This is a genomic window from Streptomyces sp. NPDC057486, from assembly GCF_042802415.1.
In the GTDB taxonomy this organism is placed as follows: Bacteria; Actinomycetota; Actinomycetes; order Streptomycetales; family Streptomycetaceae; genus Streptomyces; species Streptomyces yanii.
Map to the genome: position 1 here is coordinate 132837 of NZ_JBHVEE010000004.1, position 20028 is coordinate 152864.

14 protein-coding genes and 1 pseudogene are annotated in these 20028 nt (G+C 70.3%); 11 read left to right on the top strand and 4 right to left on the bottom strand.

The window, feature by feature from the left end:
- Positions 1–4 precede the first annotated feature (4 nt).
- From ACFU6I_RS04105 to ACFU6I_RS04115, 3 genes and pseudogenes are all read left to right on the top strand, one after another.
- Positions 5–1114: an NAD(P)H-dependent flavin oxidoreductase gene (locus tag ACFU6I_RS04105; protein WP_384361209.1), complete on the top strand. Its 1110-nt coding sequence runs from the start codon at positions 5–7 to the stop codon at positions 1112–1114.
- Positions 1111–2663: pseudogene (locus ACFU6I_RS04110) on the top strand (acyl-CoA synthetase). Before ACFU6I_RS04105 ends, ACFU6I_RS04110 begins: the two are co-directional and overlap by 4 nt.
- A gap of 62 nt (positions 2664–2725) precedes the next feature.
- Complete coding sequence (locus ACFU6I_RS04115) at positions 2726–3832, top strand: calcium:proton antiporter (protein ID WP_384361212.1); 1107 nt, start codon at positions 2726–2728, stop codon at positions 3830–3832.
- Between the two features lie 90 nt (positions 3833–3922).
- On the opposite strand, the gene ACFU6I_RS04120 is transcribed toward ACFU6I_RS04115, so the two are convergent.
- Both ACFU6I_RS04120 and ACFU6I_RS04125 read right to left on the bottom strand, forming a co-directional pair.
- Entirely contained in the window at positions 3923–6334 is a 2412-nt protein-coding gene (locus ACFU6I_RS04120; protein WP_384361215.1) for a penicillin acylase family protein, read from the bottom strand.
- 119 nt (positions 6335–6453) lie between these two features.
- Positions 6454–8082: an IS200/IS605 family accessory protein TnpB-related protein gene (locus tag ACFU6I_RS04125; protein WP_384361218.1), complete on the bottom strand. Its 1629-nt coding sequence runs from the start codon at positions 8080–8082 to the stop codon at positions 6454–6456.
- Positions 8083–8296: 214 nt separating this feature from the next.
- On the opposite strand from ACFU6I_RS04125, the gene ACFU6I_RS04130 reads away from it, so the two are divergent.
- A complete protein-coding gene (locus ACFU6I_RS04130; protein ID WP_384361221.1) occupies positions 8297–9802 on the top strand; it encodes an acyl-CoA synthetase in 1506 nt (501 codons plus the stop codon).
- A 227-nt stretch (positions 9803–10029) separates the two neighbouring features.
- Here ACFU6I_RS04130 and paaK read toward each other — a convergent pair whose 3' ends face one another.
- Complete coding sequence (paaK, locus tag ACFU6I_RS04135; RefSeq protein WP_384361224.1) at positions 10030–11319, bottom strand: phenylacetate--CoA ligase PaaK; 1290 nt, start codon at positions 11317–11319, stop codon at positions 10030–10032.
- A 267-nt stretch (positions 11320–11586) separates the two neighbouring features.
- On the opposite strand from paaK, the gene ACFU6I_RS04140 reads away from it, so the two are divergent.
- Positions 11587–13155 carry an alpha/beta fold hydrolase gene (locus tag ACFU6I_RS04140; protein WP_384361227.1) on the top strand — a complete coding sequence of 523 codons (1569 nt, stop codon included), beginning with the start codon at positions 11587–11589 and terminating at the stop codon, positions 13153–13155.
- On the opposite strand, the gene ACFU6I_RS04145 is transcribed toward ACFU6I_RS04140, so the two are convergent.
- On the bottom strand, positions 13142–14770 hold the full coding sequence (locus tag ACFU6I_RS04145; RefSeq protein WP_384361230.1) for an FAD-dependent oxidoreductase: 1629 nt from the start codon (positions 14768–14770) through the stop codon (positions 13142–13144). The two genes, ACFU6I_RS04140 and ACFU6I_RS04145, sit on opposite strands and share 14 nt — an antisense overlap.
- Positions 14771–15040: 270 nt before the next feature.
- Between ACFU6I_RS04145 and ACFU6I_RS04150 the strand changes: the two genes are divergently transcribed.
- The 6 genes from ACFU6I_RS04150 (at position 15041) to ACFU6I_RS04175 (ending at position 19936) form a co-directional block, all read left to right on the top strand.
- Entirely contained in the window at positions 15041–16159 is a 1119-nt protein-coding gene (locus tag ACFU6I_RS04150; protein WP_384361233.1) for a SchA/CurD-like domain-containing protein, read from the top strand.
- A 76-nt stretch (positions 16160–16235) separates the two neighbouring features.
- Positions 16236–16670, top strand: a complete 435-nt coding sequence (locus ACFU6I_RS04155; protein ID WP_384361236.1) for a cupin domain-containing protein — start codon at positions 16236–16238, stop codon at positions 16668–16670.
- Complete coding sequence (locus ACFU6I_RS04160; RefSeq protein ID WP_384361239.1) at positions 16667–17935, top strand: beta-ketoacyl-[acyl-carrier-protein] synthase family protein; 1269 nt, start codon at positions 16667–16669, stop codon at positions 17933–17935. The genes ACFU6I_RS04155 and ACFU6I_RS04160 overlap by 4 nt, the downstream gene beginning before the upstream one ends.
- Positions 17932–19182 (top strand): beta-ketoacyl synthase N-terminal-like domain-containing protein, encoded by a 1251-nt coding sequence (locus ACFU6I_RS04165; protein ID WP_384361242.1) that lies wholly within the window; start codon positions 17932–17934, stop codon positions 19180–19182. The genes ACFU6I_RS04160 and ACFU6I_RS04165 overlap by 4 nt, the downstream gene beginning before the upstream one ends.
- Before the next feature lie 15 nt (positions 19183–19197).
- Entirely contained in the window at positions 19198–19455 is a 258-nt protein-coding gene (locus ACFU6I_RS04170) for an acyl carrier protein (protein WP_266989585.1), read from the top strand.
- 1 nt (position 19456) lies between these two features.
- A complete protein-coding gene (locus tag ACFU6I_RS04175; protein WP_384361245.1) occupies positions 19457–19936 on the top strand; it encodes an SRPBCC family protein in 480 nt (159 codons plus the stop codon).
- Positions 19937–20028 lie beyond the last annotated feature (92 nt).

The window sequence follows — 20028 nt, forward strand, 5'->3', positions numbered from 1 at the left end:
GCCCATGGAGACGGAGCTGAGCAAGAAACTGGGAGTCGAGCACGCCATCTTCGGCTTCACGCCCTTCCCGGCGGTGGCCGCGGCGATCACCCGGGCCGGCGGATTCGGCGTACTCGGCGCGGTGCGCTACACAGCCCCCGACGACCTGGCACGTGACCTCGACTGGATGCAGGAGCACACCGACGGCAAGCCGTACGGCCTCGATGTCGTCATGCCCGCGAAGAAGGTGGAAGGGGTGACGGAGGCCGATGTGGAGGCGATGATCCCGGCCGGACACCGCCAGTTCGTCCAGGACACCCTCGCCGCACACGGCGTCCCCGAACTCGCCGAGGGTGAGGCATCCGGCTGGCGCATCACCGGGTGGATGGAGGAGGTCGCCCGCAATCAGCTCGACGTCGCCCTCGACTACCCCATCAGGCTCCTCGCCAACGCCCTCGGCTCGCCCCCCGCGGACGTCGTGCAACGTGCCCACGACCGGAACGTCCTCGTGGCCGCCCTCGCCGGAAGCGCCAAGCACGCCCGGCACCACGCCGACGCGGGCATCGACATCGTCGTCGCCCAGGGGTACGAAGCGGGCGGTCACACCGGAGAGATCGCCTCCATGGTCCTCGTCCCCGACGTCGTCGACGCCGTGGGACCCCTCCCCGTCCTCGCCGCCGGCGGCATCGGCAGCGGACAGCAGATCGCCGCCGGGCTCGCCCTCGGAGCCCAGGGCGTCTGGCTCGGCTCGCTCTGGCTGACCACCGAGGAGGCCGACCTCCACTCCCGCGCACTGACCCGCAAGCTCCTTGCCGCCGGCTCCGGCGACACCGTCCGCTCGCGCGCCCTCACCGGCAAACCCGCACGCCAGCTCCGTACCGAATGGACCGACGCCTGGGACGACCCGTCCGGCCCCGGCCCCCTGCCCATGCCGCTGCAGGGACTGCTGGTCGCCGAGGCAGTCTCCCGTATCCAGAAGTACGAGACCGGCGCACTGCTGGGCACCCCCGTCGGCCAGATCGTCGGAAGGATGAACACCGAACGCAGCGTGCAGGCCGTCTTCGACGACCTGACCCGCGGCTTCGAACGCGCCGTGGACCGGATCAACCGCATCGCCGGACGGAGCGCCGCATGAACCAGCCGCCCAACGGCTTCTGGGCCCAGGCCACCACCGACCCCGACCGTACGATCCTCGTCGCCCCCGACGGCGAGACCTGGACCGCGGGCCGCCTGCACGGCGCGGCCAACCGCCTGGTCCACGGACTGCGCGCGGCCGGTCTCCGGCAGGGCGACGCGTTCGCCGTGGTCCTCCCCAACGGCGTCGAGTTCTTCACCGCGTACCTCGCCGCCGCCCAGGCCGGGTTCTATCTCGTCCCCGTCAACCACCACCTCGTCGGCCCCGAGATCGCCTGGATCGTCTCCGACTCCGGCGCCAAGGTGCTGATCGCGCACGAGCGGTACGCCGACGCAGCGACATCCGCCGCCGACGAGGCGGAACTGCCCGTGAGCCACCGCTACGCCGTCGGTGCGGTCGACGGCTTCCGCCCGTACGCGGAACTGCTCGCGGAACACTCCGACGCGCCGCCCGAGGACCGAAGCCTCGGCTGGGTGATGAACTACACCTCGGGCACCACAGGACGCCCGCGCGGCATCCGCCGCCCGCTCTCCGGCAAGCTCCCCGAGGAGAGCCATCTCGGCGGCTTCCTCGGCATTTTCGGCATCAAGCCGTTCGACGACAACGTCCATCTGGTCTGCTCGCCGCTCTACCACACCGCCGTGCTCCAGTTCGCGGGCGCCGCCCTGCACATCGGGCACCGCCTCGTTCTGATGGACAAGTGGGCGCCGCAGGAGATGCTGCGGGTCATCGACGCGCAGCGCTGCACCCACACACACACATGGTCCCCACCCAGTTCCACCGCCTCCTCGCCCTGCCCGACAAGGTGAAGGAGCGGTACGACGTCACCTCGATGCGGCATGCCATCCATGGCGCGGCCCCCTGTCCCGACCACGTTAAACGCGCCATGATCGACTGGTGGGGCCGGTGCGTCGAGGAGTACTACGCGGCCAGCGAGGGCGGCGGCGCGTTCGCCACCGCCGAGGACTGGCTGAAGAAGCCCGGCACGGTCGGGAAGGCCTGGCCGATCAGTGAACTCGCCGTCTTCGACGGCGACGGCAACCGCCTCCCGCCCGGCGAGCTCGGCACCGTCTACATGAAGATGAGCACCGGCGGCTTCAGCTACCACAAGGACCGGACCAAGACGGAGAAGAACCGCATCGGGGACTTCTTCACCGTCGGCGATCTGGGCGTACTCGACGAGGACGGCTATCTCTTCCTCCGCGACCGCAAGATCGACATGATCATCTCGGGAGGGGTGAACATCTACCCCGCCGAGATCGAGGCCGCGCTCCTCAGCCACCCCGCGGTCGCCGATGCCGCCGTCTTCGGCATCCCGCACGCCGACTGGGGTGAGGAGGTCAAGGCGGTCGTCGAACCGGCCGAAGGGCACCCCCCGGGCGACGGGTTGGCCGCCGAGATCCTCACCCACTGCGCCGAGCGGCTCGCCGGGTACAAACGCCCCAAGAGCGTCGACTTCATCGACACGATGCCGCGCGACCCCAACGGCAAGCTGTACAAGCGCCGACTGCGGGCCCCGTACTGGGAGGGGCACCACAGAGCTCTCTGAACGCCGGTCGCCCCGCACCGTCCGCCGAGCGCGCCCCGCCCACCTCTGGCAGCGTGTGGCTCATGAAAACGAGCGCGACGGTCCGGTCCCTGGCTACCCAATGGACCGTGGTTGTGCCGATCGTCGCGGCGGTGGCGCTGTTGTTCAGCTGGGGGCGGGTGCTGCCGCCCTTCGCCGTCGCCGTCGTGGCGCTGTGTCTCGCGGGCGCCGTGCTCGCCGCCGTCCACCATGCCGAGGTGATCGCCCACCGGGTCGGCGAACCGTTCGGCTCGCTCGTCCTGGCCGTCGCCGTGACCATCATCGAGGTGGCCCTGATCGTCACCCTGATGGTGGACGGCGGCCCCAAGACGTCCGCGCTCGCCCGCGACACCGTCTTCGCCGCCGTGATGATCACCTGCAACGGCATCGTCGGACTGTCCCTGCTGGTGGGCGCGGTGCGTTCCCGCGTCGCCGTCTTCAACGCCGAAGGTTCCGGCGCTGCCCTCGCCACCGTCGCCACCCTCGCCACCCTCAGTCTGGTGCTGCCGACCTTCACCATCGGCAGACCGGGCCCCGAGTTCTCCACCGCACAGCTCACCTTCGCCGCCGTCGCGTCCCTCCTCCTGTACGGGCTGTTCGTCGCCGTACAGACCGTCCGGCACCGCGAGTACTTCCTCCCGCTCGCCCAGGACGGCCGACTCAAGGAGGACGAGCAGCACGTGGCACTGCCCGGCCGGGGCGCCACCGCGCTCAGCGTCGCCATGCTGCTGATCGCGCTGGTCGCCGTCGTCGGCGACGCCAAGTCCGTCTCGCCGACGATCGAGTCCGGCGTGGAGGCCGCCGGGCTGCCGCAGTCGGTGGTCGGCGTCATCATCGCCCTGTTGGTGCTGCTGCCCGAGACCCTCGCCGCAGTCCGGGCCGCCCACCGCGAACGCGTGCAGACCAGCCTCAACCTCGCCCTCGGGTCGGCCATGGCCAGCATCGGGCTGACCATCCCGGCCATCGCCCTGGCCTCCATCTGGCTGTCCGGACCGCTTCATCTTGGCCTCGGCGCCACCCATATGGTGCTGCTCGTGCTGACGGTGGTGGTCGGCGCGCTGACCGTCGTACCGGGAAGGGCCACGTTGCTCCAGGGCGGCGTCCACCTGGCGATCTTCGCAGCGTTCGTCGTCCTCGCGATCAGCCCCTGACCGCACGCGATGACCGGCCCCTGACCGCCGGCAGCGATCGGCCCCTGACCGCCCGGAAACGGTCGGGGGCCGATGTGCCTCCGAAGCGTGTTAACGGTGCTCGCGCACCCGTACCACCCGCAGCGCGGGCGAGCGCGCGATGTCCTTCTCGCAGAACCGGGATGTCACCCAGCGCTCACCCGAGAAGAGCTCGGTCTGGTCGCTGTAGTGCGGTGAGTTCGGGTTCGAGGACTGGGAGTACGTGAGCAGGGTGCGGGCCACCGGGCACGAGGAGCCGTCCCAGCCGACCGCCTGGATGTAGCTGGAGCCGGCCGAGACCTCGGTGTACCCGCCCGCCGCGGCGTCCCACACCGGTTCGGTCTTGTTCCAGACACCGATGGACTCCGTACCACCGCCGACCGGGATGCGCTTCCCGTTCCGCACGACCACCTGGTTCGCACTCAGCGGAGCGTCCGGATCGATCCCGGCCGCCCGCAGTTCGGCCACCGCGTCGGCGAGCGCCGCGGTGACGCGCGGCGCCGCGGTGTTCAGCGTGTGCGGGGTACGAACCGGATCGGTGGGGGAGAAGGGCACCTTCCACAGCTCGGCCGCCGACCCGGCGGTGGCCCGGCGCCAGAACCGGTCGAAGAGCAGTGCGCCCCGGCTGCCGGTGTCGAACTTCCGGTCCCAGCGTGCAAGCACGTCGCACGCGGCCGACACATCGACCGCCCTGCCGTCGCTGCCGGCCGCCGTTCCGTCGGGCAGCGCCGCACAGGCGCGCGCCAGGTCGGCCGCCGCCCGGTCACCGGCAGGGGCGCGGTTCGCGTACTGCTGTTCCTGCAGGTCGCCGACTGTCAGCCGGCCCTTCGCCGCCATCGCCGACACATCCTCGATCGCGCCGCGGGTCCGCATCGAGCGAGGCGTGCCGATGGTGCCGAAGACCCGTTCGTAGCCGGTCAGCGGTGCGTCGGCGTTGGTCAGCCAGGCGCTGTCGTTGGAGTTCTCGACGTACGGAGCATCCTTGACGGTCGGCATGCGGCCCGGCCCGAAGATGCCCGGCTGTACCGCGTCCGGGTCCGAACCGAGTGCGCAGTCGCTCCTCGAACCGTCCAGCACCGCGAGCCCCGACGACGGATACGTCGCTCTGCCCAGCGGGGTGGAGCACCGCTGCGCGAGATCGTCCGTGATCCGCGGCAGCACCTGCGACTGAGAGAAGAACGAATGGCCCGCGGAATCGGCGGCGACGGTGTTCACCCACGGCAGCCCCTGGGTACGCCGCAGCGCGGCCTGGATGTCCGCGGTGCTGCGTGCCTTGCCGAAGCCGAGACCCGTGTCCGCGGACCGCAGGTTCGTGGCGTTCGGGTCGTTCAGTGCATACGCGGTCGTCGCCGTCCAGGGCAGCGGCAGCCCGGCACCGAGGGAGGTGACGACCGGACCGTACCGGGTCCACCACTGGGTCCGGGTCACCGGGGCGCCGCCCTTCACCTCGACCGAGACCGTGCGCTTCACCATGCGTTCCGGCTTGCCGTCCACCAGATACGTGGTCGGCTCGGCCGGATCGAGGGCCAGCTGATGCAGATTGAGGGTGACACCCGTGGCGACGGTGTGGCTCCAGGCGATGTTCGCGTTGTGCCCGATCGACACGGTCGCCGAGCCGAGCAGCGAACCGCCCGCCACATTCAGCTCCCCCGGGATGGTCTGCTGCGACTGCCAGAACCGCCGCCCGCCCTGCCACGGGTAGTGCGGATTGCCGAGCAGCAGACCTCGCCCGTTCGCCGTCGTAATGCCCCGGAACGCGACCGCGTTGGAGCCCATGTCGGCGTTCTGCGTGGACAGCAGCCGCTGCGCCGCCTTCGCCGCCTCACCCGGTGGAACACCGGGCGACGCCGGTGCGCCCGTGGGCGGCTGCGCCGCCGTGATGCCGTCGATCCCGCGGCCCTGACCGCCCAGCACGGACAGCGCGAAGGCGCGGGTCGCGACATCCAGCATCGTCACCGGCCGCACCCAGTCGGCTCCCCGGCAGGCCGGATCGCTGATCCGGTTCTGCTTCAGCCAGGCGTTGTATCCCGCCGCCCAGCCGCGCTCCAGCTCCTTCACGTCATGGCTCTGACCCGCCGGGGCGGGCACTGTCAGCAGCTTCTCCACGGTGCCGCTGTCCTGGACCCCGCGGAAGTAGAGATCGCTGGAGAGATTGCTCGTCGCGGAGGACAGCGAACCGTCCGGAGCCGCGTCCGGACCGAAGTACCGCGACCGCTCGCCGCGCAGCGTCACGAAGCCGTCGGCGAGCGTGCACACCTGGTCGGCCGCCTGCGCCCACCCGTTGCCGAACCCGAGATCCGCGTAGTCCTTCGCCACGATGTGCGGAATGCCGTACTCGGTGTAGCGGATCACGGCGGACAGACCGCCGCCCGACGGATGTCGGCTGTGCGAGGCGTCGGCCACGGCCGGAGGCAGGGACGCCGCCACGGTGAACAGTGCGAGACCGGACACCGCGAGAAGTCTCAGACGGTTACGGAGGGGCAAGGGTCCTCCCAACTGCGCGGGTGAGAAAGGCGGTTGCTCGGATGTTCCGAGATGCCACGCGCAACTCAGCCAGCACGCGCGTACCGCTGTCAACAGCGGTGCAGATATCAGAACCGTTCCTAGCCAGTGTGCGTGAGTGAGTCCTGGACCCACTGCTGCGTACTGGGCGCATCCCGAACGGTGTGGGATGCGCTGGGTTCCCGCGTTCGCGTCCCGTTCGGTGACGGTCCTCCGGGGGGCCGGTCCGTTGCGGGTGGGCGGGTTCCCTCGCGCCCCCGGGTGCCTGGTCCGGCCTGGGCGGTCCGATGCCCCGCACGATCTCTCCGGTCGTGCGGGGGCGGTGCCGTCCGACGCCGGATCGGGTGTCCGAGGGCGCGTCGTCCGATCGCGATGCCCGCGGCATCGTGACGGGACATCTTTCGGTGCGGGGTGGCCAGTGGTTTCTGCCAGTGCTGGGCACCCCACAAAGTGGTGTAGGCGGGGTCGACCGCGACAATGCCCAGGCCGTGTTCGGCGGCCATGGAGACGAGCCGGGCCCTGAGTTTCCCGGTCGGGATGCCGGAGAGGAGCTGCCGGAACCGTTTTCTGCGGCCGTGTTTCTCGCGGGTCTTCTCGGTGGTGAAGTCGAGGTCTTCGATGCCGATCGCGGCGACCCCGGCCTGCTTGGCCCAGTGGATCAGCCGGGTCAGGGCGTGGCGGAGCTGGGCGTCGCGGTGACTGGCGGTCCCGGACAGGTCGTAGGGGAAGCGGCGCGGGTCTCCGATGGGGTTGCCGTGCGAGTCGAGGTGGTAGGCGGCGAAGTGGTCGGCATTGGTGTCGACACCGATCATGCCCCGGGCGCGGGCGGTGGCCAGCGGGATGGTCTTCACGACGGGGCGTTGCCAGGATGCGGTGAGGTACCAGCGGCCCCGTTGGATGTCGAGGTGGATGCGGTAGGCGACGGCCCGGTTGGCGGCGATGCGGTCGGCCCACTCCGCGCCCCGGTGCGCGAACGCGATCCGGGTGGTGAGGACGTACCGGCCGTGCCCGGCGTTGGCCAGGTGCGCGAGCGGGGCAGGCAGTCTGATGGACACTTCGCCGTCCGGGGTGACGCGGATCGTCTCGTTCCCGAACCGCTTCCCCGACTCACCGTCCGCGGCGATGAACCAGCGCCCCGCCTCCCACCGTTCCCGCCACTGGCCTTCGGTGAGCCCGGCGTGGGCGAGGTGGTGGCGGGTGTTGAGGAGACGTCTGCCGCCCCGCACCACCCGCACCCGCCCGGCCTGCCGGTCGGCGACAACGGCCGCATGCCGCGCCTCCAGCATCACGAGACGACGAGATTTGCGGAACCACTCGCTCTTCGACCGGTAGCCACCCGCCGCGCGCTTGGTGCCCTTCTCTCCGATCGGGAGGGACAGGCGGTGGCGCAGCGTTCTGATCCCGGCTGCCAGCGTCTGGATGTGCGCGGCCTGGCAACGCCGGGCCAGCGCCCACTGGTCGTGGGTGGCCTTGGTGATAGCCCCGGCGATCCTGGACGACGACTCCTTCGTCAGGTCCCGCTTACGCGCTGCCCAGGTGTCCGCACTGTGCTCCAGACCGTCCGCGCAGCGGGCCTTGAGGTCACGCGAAGCCAGACGGCCCTGGTGCTCGCCGACCGAGCGGAGGACTTCCTCGTCCCGGGGAGTGAGGCGCTTGAGCCGGTCCCGGATCGCCACCCCGCAAGGCCCGGGCACCACGAAGGGCACGGCCAACTCCCGCACACCACCCACCGCGTCACCCCCCTCCCGCAAGGCCGGACACCCATCACCCAGCCCAACGAGCAGCAGCCGCCAAGGTCACTCATTCGGCCCCAGAACTCCCGTTCCCGCCCGCGCGAACCCGCTGACGGGACTCACTCCCGCTCACCACAACTCACTTCAGTGCAGCAAACCGGCAGCAGCTCGCACCCTTGACCGCCCGGTCCCGGCCGCCCAGGATCACGCCATGACAGGTGTACGCAGCTCCACAGTCGACGGCGTCGTGACCCGCAGCGCACGGCGCACCCCCGAGCGCACCGCCGTGCGGTACGCCGACCGGTCCTGGACCTACCGGACGCTGGACACGGCAGTCAGCACCGCGGCGGCCCTCCTCCTCGCCGACCACGGCCTGCACCCCGGCGACCGGGTCGCCTCCTACGCGCACAACTCCGACGCGTACCTGATCGCCTATCTCGCCTGCGCCCGCGCCGGGCTGGTCCATGTGCCGGTCAACCAGAACCTCACCGGCGACGACCTGACCTACATCCTGGAGCAGTCGGGCAGCGCCCTCGTGCTCACCGACCCGGCACTCAGCGACCGCATCCCGGCCGGCTTCGCCGTGCGGCCGCTGCGCGACGCACCGGACTCCCTGCTCGGCGCGCTCGCCACCCCGCGCCCCTTCACCCCCGAGCGCGAACCCGCCGCCGGTGACCTCGTGCAGCTGCTGTACACCTCGGGTACCACCGCGCTGCCCAAGGGCGCGATGATGACGCACGGCGCCCTCGTCCATGAGTACGTCAGTGCGATCACCGCCCTCGACCTGCGCCCCACCGACCGGCCCGCCCACTCGCTGCCGCTCTACCACTCCGCGCAGATGCATGTGTTCCTGCTGCCCTACCTCGCGGTCGGGGCGGAGAACACCATCCTCGACGCGCCCGAAGCGGGCCGGATCTTCGACCTCGTCGAGGCCGGGCAGGCGGACAGCCTCTTCGCGCCGCCCACCGTCTGGATCGGGCTCGCCAACCACCCGGAGTTCGCGACCCGCGAGCTCGGCGGGCTGCGCAAGGCTTACTACGGTGCGTCGATCATGCCGGTCCCGGTGCTGGAACGGCTCCGCGAGCGGTTGCCCGCGCTGGCCTTCTACAACTGTTTCGGACAGAGCGAGATCGGCCCGCTGGCCACCGTTCTCGGGCCCGAGGAGCACGAGGGCCGGATGGACTCCTGCGGCCGGCCGGTGCTCTTTGTCGAAGCACGGGTTGTCGACGAGCACGGCAAGGAGGTTCCCGACGGCACGGCGGGTGAAGTCGTCTACCGGTCGCCGCAGCTGTGCGAGGGTTACTGGAGCAAGCCCGAGGAGACCGCCGAGGCCTTCCGCGACGGCTGGTTCCACTCCGGCGACCTCGCCGTCCGTGACCCGGAGGGCTTCTTCACGGTCGTCGACCGGGTGAAGGACGTCATCAACTCCGGCGGTGTCCTGGTCGCCTCCCGCCAGGTCGAGGACGCCCTCTACACCCACCCCGCCGTCGCCGAGACAGCCGTTGTGGGACTGCCCGACGAACGCTGGATCGAGGCCGTCACCGCCGTCGTCGTGCTGCGCGAGGACGCCACCGAGCAGCAGCTTCTCGACCATGTACGGGAACGGCTCGCGCACTTCAAGGCCCCGAAGAAGATCCTCTTCGTGGACGAGCTCCCCCGCAACGCGAGCGGAAAGATCCTCAAGCGCGAGCTCAGGGACCGGTTCGCGCAGCCGTGACCCGCTGGGGGCCCTTCCGGAAGAAGGGCCCCCAGCGAGGATCGCGCCGCAGCTGATGTCGAGACGGGCCCCGTCATCGTGATGGCCCGAGCGGACGCAAGGAGCCACGCGGTGCTCGCGACGGCGGCGAGGACGGTGACCGGAGCGGCGGGGCGCCGGACGACTCGACGTGACGGCCCGGCTCCCCGGGAACACACGGCAGAAGTGGGCGCCGCCGTCCCGGTGCCTCAGCGCTCGCCGCGGTCGTCCACGATCCGCTTGAACTTGCCGACCGACCGCTCCAGCGTCTCGGGATCGACGATCTCGACGCCGACCGACACCCCGATGCCGTCCTTGACCGCCGCCGCGATCGCCCGTGCAGCATGTGCCCGCTGGTCCGGTGTCGACTCCGCCCGCGCCTCCGCCCGTACCGTCAGTGCGTCGAGACGGCCCTCGCGGGTCAGCCGCAGCTGGAAGTGCGGTGCCACGCCTGGTGTACGCAGCACGATCTCCTCGATCTGGGTCGGGAAGAGGTTCACCCCGCGCAGGATCACAAGGTCGTCGCTCCGCCCGGTGACCTTCTCCATCCGCCGGAAGACCCGGGCCGTGCCGGGCAGCAACCGGGTCAGATCCCGGGTCCGGTACCGGATCACCGGCATGGCTTCCTTGGTCAGCGACGTGAAGACCAGCTCACCTTCCTCGCCCTCCGGCAGTACCTCACCGGTGAACGGGTCGACGACCTCCGGATAGAAGTGGTCCTCCCAGATGTGCAGCCCGTCCTTCGTCTCCACACACTCCTGGGCGACCCCGGGGCCGATCACCTCCGAAAGCCCGTAGATGTCGACCGCGTCGATCGCGAACCGCTCCTCGATCTCCCGGCGCATCTCCTCCGTCCACGGCTCGGCGCCGAATATGCCGACCTTCAGCGAGGTGGTACGCGGATCGATGCCCTGGCGCTCGAACTCGTCGAGCAGCGTCAGCATGTACGAGGGTGTGATCATGATGATGTCGGGCCGGAAGTCCTGGATCAGCTGCACCTGGCGCGACGTCATGCCACCGGATGCCGGAATGACCGTGCAGCCGAGCCGTTCGGCCCCGTAGTGCGCGCCGAGACCACCGGTGAACAGGCCGTACCCGTACGCCACATGGACCTTCTGTCCCGGACGGCCGCCCGCGGCCCGGATCGATCGGGCGACCACGTCCGCCCAGGTGTCCAGGTCCCGCTGCGTGTAGCCGACTACCGTGGGGCGGCCCGTCGTCCCGCTGGACGCATGGATGCGCCGCACCTGGTCCTCCGGCACGGCGAACATGCCGAACGGGTAATTGTCCCGTAGATCCGCCTTCGTCGTGAACGGGAACCGGGCCAGATCGGCGAGCGAACGGCAGTCGTCCGGGCGCAGCCCCGCCTTGTCGAACGCCGCTCGGTAGAAGCCGACATGGTCGTACGCGTGCTGCAGCGTGGCGCGCAGCCGCTCCAGCTGCAGCGCCTGCAGCTCCGGGCGGCCGAGCCGCTCCGCCGCATCCAGCAGAGCCGTCATCCGGATGTTCCTCTCCCCGAGTGGGCGACCGATCATTCGGTCGATCGTTACGGGAGCAGTAATTCAGGATGTCCCGCAGCATGGCAAGAGGGGCGACGCATTCGTACCCAGCCCCTTCGGTCCGCCGGTCACGCGTGGACCGTGACCCCGCCTCGTGGTGGAACGCGGCACCGGCCGGGTTCCCCGCCCGGGAGCCGTCCCACATCCTGGACATGCTCATACCGAACACAGCTGCGCCACGGCAGGGGTCCTGTTTGGATGGCGTACATGCCGACCTTCCACGCATACGACGGGACCGGGATCGCCTACCACCTGCTGGGGGAGGGCGAGCCGCTGATCTGTGTGCCCGGCGGGCCGATGCGGGCCAGCGCCTATCTCGGCGACCTGGGCGGACTCGCCGCCCACCGCCAACTGGTGCTGCTCGATCTGCGAGGCACCGGGGACTCCGCCGTTCCGGACGACCCATCGACCTACCGCTGCGACCGGCTCGTCGACGACGTGGAGGCACTGCGCGCCCACCTGGGGCATGAGCGCATTGATCTGCTCGCCCATTCCGCATCCGCCAACCTGGCCGCGCTCTACGCCGCCCGGCATCCGAAGCGGCTGCGCACACTCACCCTCGTCACCCCCGGCACCCGCGCCGCCGGTATCACCGTCACCGACGAGGACTGGCGCGAGGCATCCGAACTGCGCCGTGAAGAACCGTGGTTCGCGGAAGGCCGGGACGCGCTGGAGTCCATGTGGGCGGGGCGGCGTTCCCCCGGTGATGCGTGGCCCGTGATCGAGCCGTTCACGTACGGACGGTGGGACGCCGCCGCGCGGGCGCACGCCGCCGCAGCACCCGAGCAGGCCAACTCCGGTGCAGCGAAGACCTATTACCAGGACGGTGCGTTCGACCCGGTCGGCACCGTCGCCGCCCTGCGAGGCGTCACGGCGCCCGTGCTCGTCCTCGCGGGGGAGTACGACGGAGGACCCACCCCGGACCGCGCCGCCGAACTGGCCGCGCTGTTCCCGAACGCGGAGTACGCCGTGCAGCGCGGCGCCGGGCACTACCCGTGGATCGACGACCCGGGCGCCTTCGTGCGCACCGTCAGCGCCTTCCTCGACCCCGACATGCGCAGCGTCCAGGCAGGAGGCATTCGCCTTGCCTACCGGGTGTGGGGTGAGCCGTCCGCTCCGCCCGTCGTCCTTGTCCACGGGCGCTGCGAGTCCAGCCGCACCTGGACGGAGGTCGCGGAACAACTCGCCGCCGACCACCGGGTGTACGCGCTCGACTTCCGCGGCCACGGCCTCAGCGACTGGACCGGCCGTTACTCCTTCGAGTTGTTCCGCGACGACTTGCACGCCTTCCTGGAGGCCTGCAATCTTTCCGGCGCCACCGTCGTCGGACACTCGATGGGCGGCGTCGCCGCGTTCCTGCTCGCCGAACGGGAACCAGCGCTGATCGGCAGGCTTGTCCTCGAGGAGGCCCCGCCGCTCATCCCGCTCGATCCGCCGCGCCCGCCCGCCCAACGCCCCGACACGGAACTCGACTTCGACTGGCCGGTCGTCCCGTCGATCGATGCCCAGCTGAACGAGCCGGACCCGGCGGCCCGCGAGCGCCTCGGCGAGATGGTCGCCCCGACCCTCATCATCGGCGGGGGCCCCGACAGCCACCTCGCCCAGGACCAACTCGCCTGGATGGCCCGGCAGATCCCCGACTGCCGCCTGGTCACCATCGACGCCGGACACCTCGTCCACACCGCCCGACCGGCAGAGTTCCTTGCGGCGCTGCGGTCGTTCGGCATGGACCGAGACATCGATGAACCGTTGGCCGGCGGCGTCAGCCTCGGCTGAGCAGGGAGGACAGCACGTCGTACAACGTCGTCTCCGGGTCGGTGACGGAACCTTCCGACCGCCAGGCCACGAAGGCGTCGGGGCGCACCAGCACCGCACCCCCGGTGCTCGTACCGTGCGCCTGTGCCCAGTCCGCCCCGTTCTCCGGCTCCAGGTCGGAGCCGGCGCCGATGCCGAACGCGTCGAGCCGCACCGAAAGCCGGTCGGCCACGCGCGCGGCCGCACGACGCCACGCGACATCCGCGCCGTCGCTCAGCAGGACGAACGACCGCTCGTACAGGTCCAGTGTCGACTTGCGCTCACCTGCCTGACGGACCCACAGATGTGGTGCCCGGGAGCCGGGGTCGCCGTTCAGCTGCAGTCCTTGCGGCACCACCGGCTGATCGGCGTCGACACCCACCACGGCGCCACGGACATAGCGGTAGCCCAGAGCCACCGGCAGCAGGCCGCCCTTCTTCCCGCCGCCCACACCGGGAGCCGGGGCATATCCGGGGTGGCTGTGCTCGGCGGAACGGGACGAGGCCCGCTCGCTCGTTGCGCGTGCCACCGGCAGCCGTTCCGCCTCGTACGTGTCCAGGAGCCCCGGACCGGCCTCGCCGCGCAGCACGGCGGCGAGCTTCCAGGCGAGGTTGTGCGCGTCCTGGATACCGGTGTTGGAGCCGAACGCCCCGGTCGGCGACATCTCATGGGCGGAGTCCCCGGCGAGGAAGACTCTGTCCCGGCCGTACCGTTCGGCGACCCGCTCCGCGGCGTGCCACGGGGCCTTCCCGGTGATCTCCACGTCGATGTCGGGTGCACCGGTCGCCCGGCGGATGTGCTCCGCACACCGCTCGTCGGTGAAGTCCTCCAGCGTCTCGCCCCGTTCGGGCTGCCACGGCGCGTGGAACACCCACTCCTTCTCGTTGTCCACCGGCAACAGAGCACCGTCCGCTGCGGGGTTTGTCAGGTAGCACACGATGAAACGCCGGTCGCCCACCACGTCGGCGAGCTTCCGCGAGCGGAAGGTGATGCTCACGTTGTGGAACAGGTCGCCGGGCCCCGACTGACCGATCCGCAGCTGCTCCCGGATGGGGCTGCGCGGGCCGTCGGCCGCGATCAGGTAGTCCGCACGGACGCTGATGTGCTCACCGGTCTCCCGGTTCTTCAGTGCGGCGTGCACTCCTGAGCCATCCGGGTCGAACGTCATCATCTCGGTGGAGAACCGGATGTCGCCGCCCTGCTCACGGGCCTGCGCCAGCAGTACCGGCTCCAGATCGTTCTGGCTGCACAGGCACCAGCCGCTCGGGCTGAACCGCGCCAGCCCGCCGCCCGGGTCGATCTCCTTGAACAGCCATTCCTGGTCGTCGCCGGTCAGCGAACCCGCCTGCAGGATCCCGTGATTTTCCGCGAGTACCGAAGCGGCCTTCCGGATCCGCTGTTCGGCTCCCGCCGTGCGGAAGACCTCCATGGTCCGTACGTTGTTGCCGCGACCACGCGGGTGCGTGGAGGTGGCCGCGTGCTTCTCGACCAGCAGATGCTCGATGCCGAGCCGGCCGAGGAAAAGTGATGCGGACAGACCCACCAGGGAGCCGCCCACGATGAGGACGGGTACACGGAGGTCGACGTTCTCGTTCATCAGTTGCTCCAGCTCCGACGCCGTACAGATGCATTGTTCATGCCCGTGCGGGAGCCGTTCGGACGGCTCCCCGGCGGCTGCTCACCTGAACGGTTCATAAATCTCGCGTCGACCGGACCAGCGTTTCACGATCGGTCACGGAGACGCACCCCGCGGTGCGGGGGCGGACGTTACACATCCGCCGGGGGATTCCCCGCTCCGAATCCCATTGGACAACCGACGGCCTGCCATCCACGTGGACGCCACGCCGTCTCGTAAGGAGAACGACACATGACCACCCTTTCGGAACGGATCTCGCAGTCCGCCTTCGACGGCTCCAGGCTGCGGGTCGTTCTGCTGCTGGATCTGCACGACGGAGCCCAGAACCAATTCCTCGAGGCGTACGAGCACCTGCGCAATCAGGTGGCATCCGTACCCGGGCACATCAGCGACCAGCTGTGCCAGTCGATCGAGAACCCCTCGCAGTGGCTCATCACCAGCGAATGGGAGAGCGCACCGCCCTTCCTCGCCTGGGTCAACAGCGAGGAGCACGTCCAGACGGTCCAGCCCCTGCACAGCTGCGTACGCGACACCCGGTCGCTGCGCTTCTCCGTGCTGCGGGAGACCGGGACCGCCTTCGAGAGCACCCCCGAGGCCGCCAAGGGCAACCTGCAGTCCGCCCCCCGGCTGGGCGACGGCGTGGTCCGCCACGCCCTCACCTTCACCGTGAAGCCCGGCAGTGAGGACGTCGTCGCGAAGATCCTCGCCGACTACGACTCCCCGAAGGCGCGGGTCGACGAGCACACCCGGTTGCGCCGTACCTCGCTCTTCATGCACGGAAACCGGGTCGTCCGGGCCGTCGAGGTCGAGGGGGACCTCCTTGCGGCGCTGCGCCACGTGTCCCGTCAGCCCGAGGTCAGGGCCGTCGAGGAGGCCATCAACCCGTACCTGGAGCAGGACCGGGACCTCAGCGACGACAACTCCGCCCGGGTGTTCTTCACCCGGGCGGCCCTGCCCACGGTCCACCACGTCACCGCCGGCCGGCACAACGCCGCGGACATCCGTCGGCACGCGCTGTTCTACCAGGCCAAGGAGGGGTGCGGCATGGCGCTCGCCCGGCTGCTCGCCGGCAACGACGAGGAGGCCGCCGAGGACCGGAACAGCCCGATCGACAGCAGCACCATCTTCCAGCGCGACGACATCGTCGTGCGGCTCCTCGAAATGGTCGGCCCGCTGGACGCGCAGCCCGCTCAGGCGCTGGGCATCGACGACCCCGCCAAGGTGGCCAGGCTCGGACGACTCCTCGACGGCGGCGTCAACGCCGCGCCGACCAACGGCCAGGACATCGCGCGCTTCCTCAAGAAGTCCGAGATGACCCTGATCACCGATCGGCGGTCCGCGGATTCCTGAACCGCGCGTCAGCACCCTGGGGGGTTCTCGCTCAACCCGTCAACACCACGCGCACTGCGCCAGGAGGAAAGCAGTCATGACCACGCACCGGCCACGCATCGTGGACCTCAGTGAGACCCAGCCCAACCGCAGGCGCGGAGGAGACCTTCGCGCCATGCTCACGCCGACCGCGGTGGGTGCCACCAGCGGCTTCATGGGGCTGGCCATCGTGCAGCCCGGCGACCGCATCGGCGAGCACTACCACCCGTACTCGGAGGAGTTCGTGTACGTCGTGAACGGTCTCCTGGAGGTGGACCTGGACGGGGAACCGCATGCCATGCGGCCCGACCAGGGCCTGCTGATCCCTCCGTATGTACGTCACCGGTTCCGTAACGTGGGCGACGAGGAAGCGCGCATGGTCTTCCACCTCGGTCCGCTCGCCCCGCGTCCGGAACTCGGTCACGTCGACACCGAGCACACCGAGACCGCCGACCGGGCCGCGCCGTCAGAACGAACCGAGGCTGCTTCATGACCCGGCGCGTGGCGGTCACCGGAGTCGGTGTCGTCGCCCCGGGCGGAATCGGCGCGCCGGCCTTCTGGGACCTCCTCGCCAACGGACGCACCGCGACGCGCGGCATCACCCTGTTCGACCCGGTGGGTTTCCGCTCCCGGATCGCCGCCGAGTGCGACTTCGACCCCGCGGCCCATGGCCTCGACGAGGACGAGATCGCCCGCTCGGACCGGTACGTCCAGTTCGCGCTCGTCGCCGCCAGGGAAGCCCTCGGCGACGCGGGGCTCGACCCGGAGAAGGTGGACCCCTGGCGCATCGGGGTGTCGCTCGGCACCGCCGTCGGCGGCACCACCCGACTGGAGCACGACTACGTCGCGGTCAGTGGCAGCGGCGCCCGCTGGGACGTCGACCACCGTCCGGCCGGCCGCCATCTGGAGCGGGCCTTCTCACCCAGCTCCCTCGCCTCGGCAGTCGCCGAGCAGGTCGGCGCGCACGGCCCGGTGCAGACCGTCTCGACGGGCTGCACCTCCGGCCTCGACGCGATCGGGTACGCGTTTCACTCCATCGAGGAGGGGCGGGTCGACGTCTGCATCGCCGGGGCGTCCGACTCGCCGATCACCCCGATCACGGTGGCCTGCTTCGACGCGATCAAGGCGACCTCCCCGAACAACGACGACCCGGAGCACGCCTCCCGTCCGTTCGACGCCCGCCGGGACGGCTTCGTCATGGGCGAGGGCGGAGCCGTACTCGTCCTGGAGGAGCTGGAACATGCCCGCGCCCGCGGTGCCACCGTGTACTGCGAGATCGCCGGCTATGCCACCTTCGGCAACGCCTATCACATGACCGGGCTGACCCCCGAGGGACTGGAGATGGCCGAGGCCATCAACCGGGCCCTCGGCCATGCCCGGATAGACGGCTCACAGATCGACTACGTCAACGCGCACGGATCCGGGACCAAGCAGAACGACCGTCACGAGACGGCAGCAGTGAAGAGGGCCCTGGGCGCGCACGCCTACGAGGTGCCCATGAGCTCCATCAAGTCCATGGTCGGTCACTCGCTCGGCGCCATCGGCGCCATCGAGATCGCCGCCTGCGTGCTGTCCCTGGTCAACCAGACAGTGCCGCCGACGGCGAACTACGAAACCCCGGACCCGGAGTGCGACCTCGACTACGTGCCGCGTGACGCACGGCCCCGGAAGCTGCGCAGCGTCCTGTCGGTCGGCAGCGGATTCGGTGGATTCCAGTCCGCTGTGGCCCTGACCAGAACAGGTGGGAGGACACCATGAGCACCCGAAAGGCCCGGCGCACTGTTGTCACCGGCATCGGTGTCGTCGCCCCCAACGGCACGACCACCGAGTCGTTCTGGAAGAGGACGCACGAAGGGCTGAGCGTCCTCGACCGCGTCACCCGCGAGGGGTGCGAGCACCTGCCGCTGCGGGTCGCAGGCGAGGTCAGGGGCTTCGACCCGGTGGACCTGATCGAGGAACGCTACCTCGTGCAGACCGACCGGTTCACGCATTTCGCGATGGCCGCAGCGGATCTCGCCCTCGACGACGCCCGGATCGGTCGGGCCGACTACGAGGGCGACCCGTTCGCCGTGGGAGTGGTGACCGCTGCCGGCTCCGGCGGCGGCGAGTTCGGCCAGCGCGAGCTGCAGCGGCTGTGGGGACAGGGGTCCAATTACGTCGGCCCCTACCAGTCCATCGCCTGGTTCTACGCGGCAAGCACCGGCCAGATCTCCATCCGGGGCGGATTCAAGGGGCCGTGCGCCGTCGTGGCCAGCGACGAAGCGGGCGGTCTGGACGCATTGGCACATGCCGCACGGTCCATCCGCGGCGGCACCGACGCAGTGGTCGTCGGCGCCGCCGAGGCACCTCTGGCCCCGTACTCGGTCGTCTGTCAGCTCGGGTACGAGGACCTCAGCGTCTGCGAGGACCCCGCCCGGGCCTACCGCCCCTTCACCGCGGACGCGTGCGGCTTCGTACCCGCCGAGGGCGGTGCCATGCTCGTGGTCGAGGAGGAGGCCGCGGCGAACCGCCGTGGGGCCCGGGTCAGGGCCGAACTGGCGGGCCACTCCGCGACGTTCACCGGGGCATCCCGGTGGGAGGAGTCCCGGGAGGGGCTCGCCCGGGCGATCAGCGGTGCCCTGCGGGAGGCCGGCTGTGCGCCGGAGGAGATCGACGTGGTCTTCGCCGACGCCCTCGGCGTACCCTCCGCCGACCGAGCCGAAGCACTGGCCATCGCCGACGCGCTCGGCGGGCACGGCAAGCGGGTACCCGTGACGGCGCCCAAGACCGGTATCGGCCGCGCCTACTGCGGGGCGCCGGTGCTGGACGCGGCAGCCGCCGTACTGGCCATGGAGAACGGCCTGATACCTCCGACCCCGAACGTCGTCGACGTGTGTCACGAAATCGATGTCGTCACCGGCCGGGCACGCCCCGCCGAACTGCGGACGGCGCTCGTGCTGAGCCGCGGCCTCATGGGTTCGAACGCGGCCATCGTGCTGCGGCGCCCCACCGCCACCCACGCGTGAGAAGGAGAAGCCCTCATGAACGATCCACTGACCTACCAGGAGCTGGCTGCGCTGATGAAGAAGGGCGCGGGAGTCAGCGTCGACCCGCAGGAGATGGAGAGCCGGCCCGCGTCCGGCTTCGACGAGTACGGCCTGGACTCCCTCGGCCTCCTCGGCATCGTGGGCGTGCTGGAGAACCGGCACGGCAGGCCGCTCCCGGCTGACGCCGACCGGTGCAAGACGCCCCGTGAATTCCTCGACCTCGTCAACCACACCCTTATGACAGGAGCCTGAAGTGTCCGGACACACCGAGAACGAGATCACCATCGCCGCCCCTCTCGACCTGGTCTGGGACGTGACGAACGATCTGGAGAACTGGCCGCGGCTCTTCAGTGAGTACGCGGCCGTCGAGGTCATCGAACGGGACGGCGACAGGACGAAGTTCCGTCTGACCATGCACCCCGACGAGAACGGCAAGGTGTGGAGCTGGGTCTCCGAGCGCACCGTCGACCGCGCCGGCCACAAGGTCGTCGCGCGCCGTGTCGAGCCTGGTCCGTTCCAGCACATGAACATCCGCTGGGAGTACTCGGAGGTACCCGGCGGCACGAAGCTCCACTGGGCGCAGGAATTCGCGATGCGGCCCGACGCACCCGTGGACGACGCGTGGATGACCGACAACATCAACCGGAACTCGCGTGTCCAGATGGAACTCATCCGGGACAAGATCGAGCAGCGCGACCGCGAGCGCCGCACCGCCCCGGTCAACGCCCGCTGACTCCCCGCCCGCCCGTGGTCGGCCACCCCGGCCCCCCCCCGGGGGGGGCGGCCCGGGGATAGGTAAGGAACCCGGCCCCGCCAAACACGCGG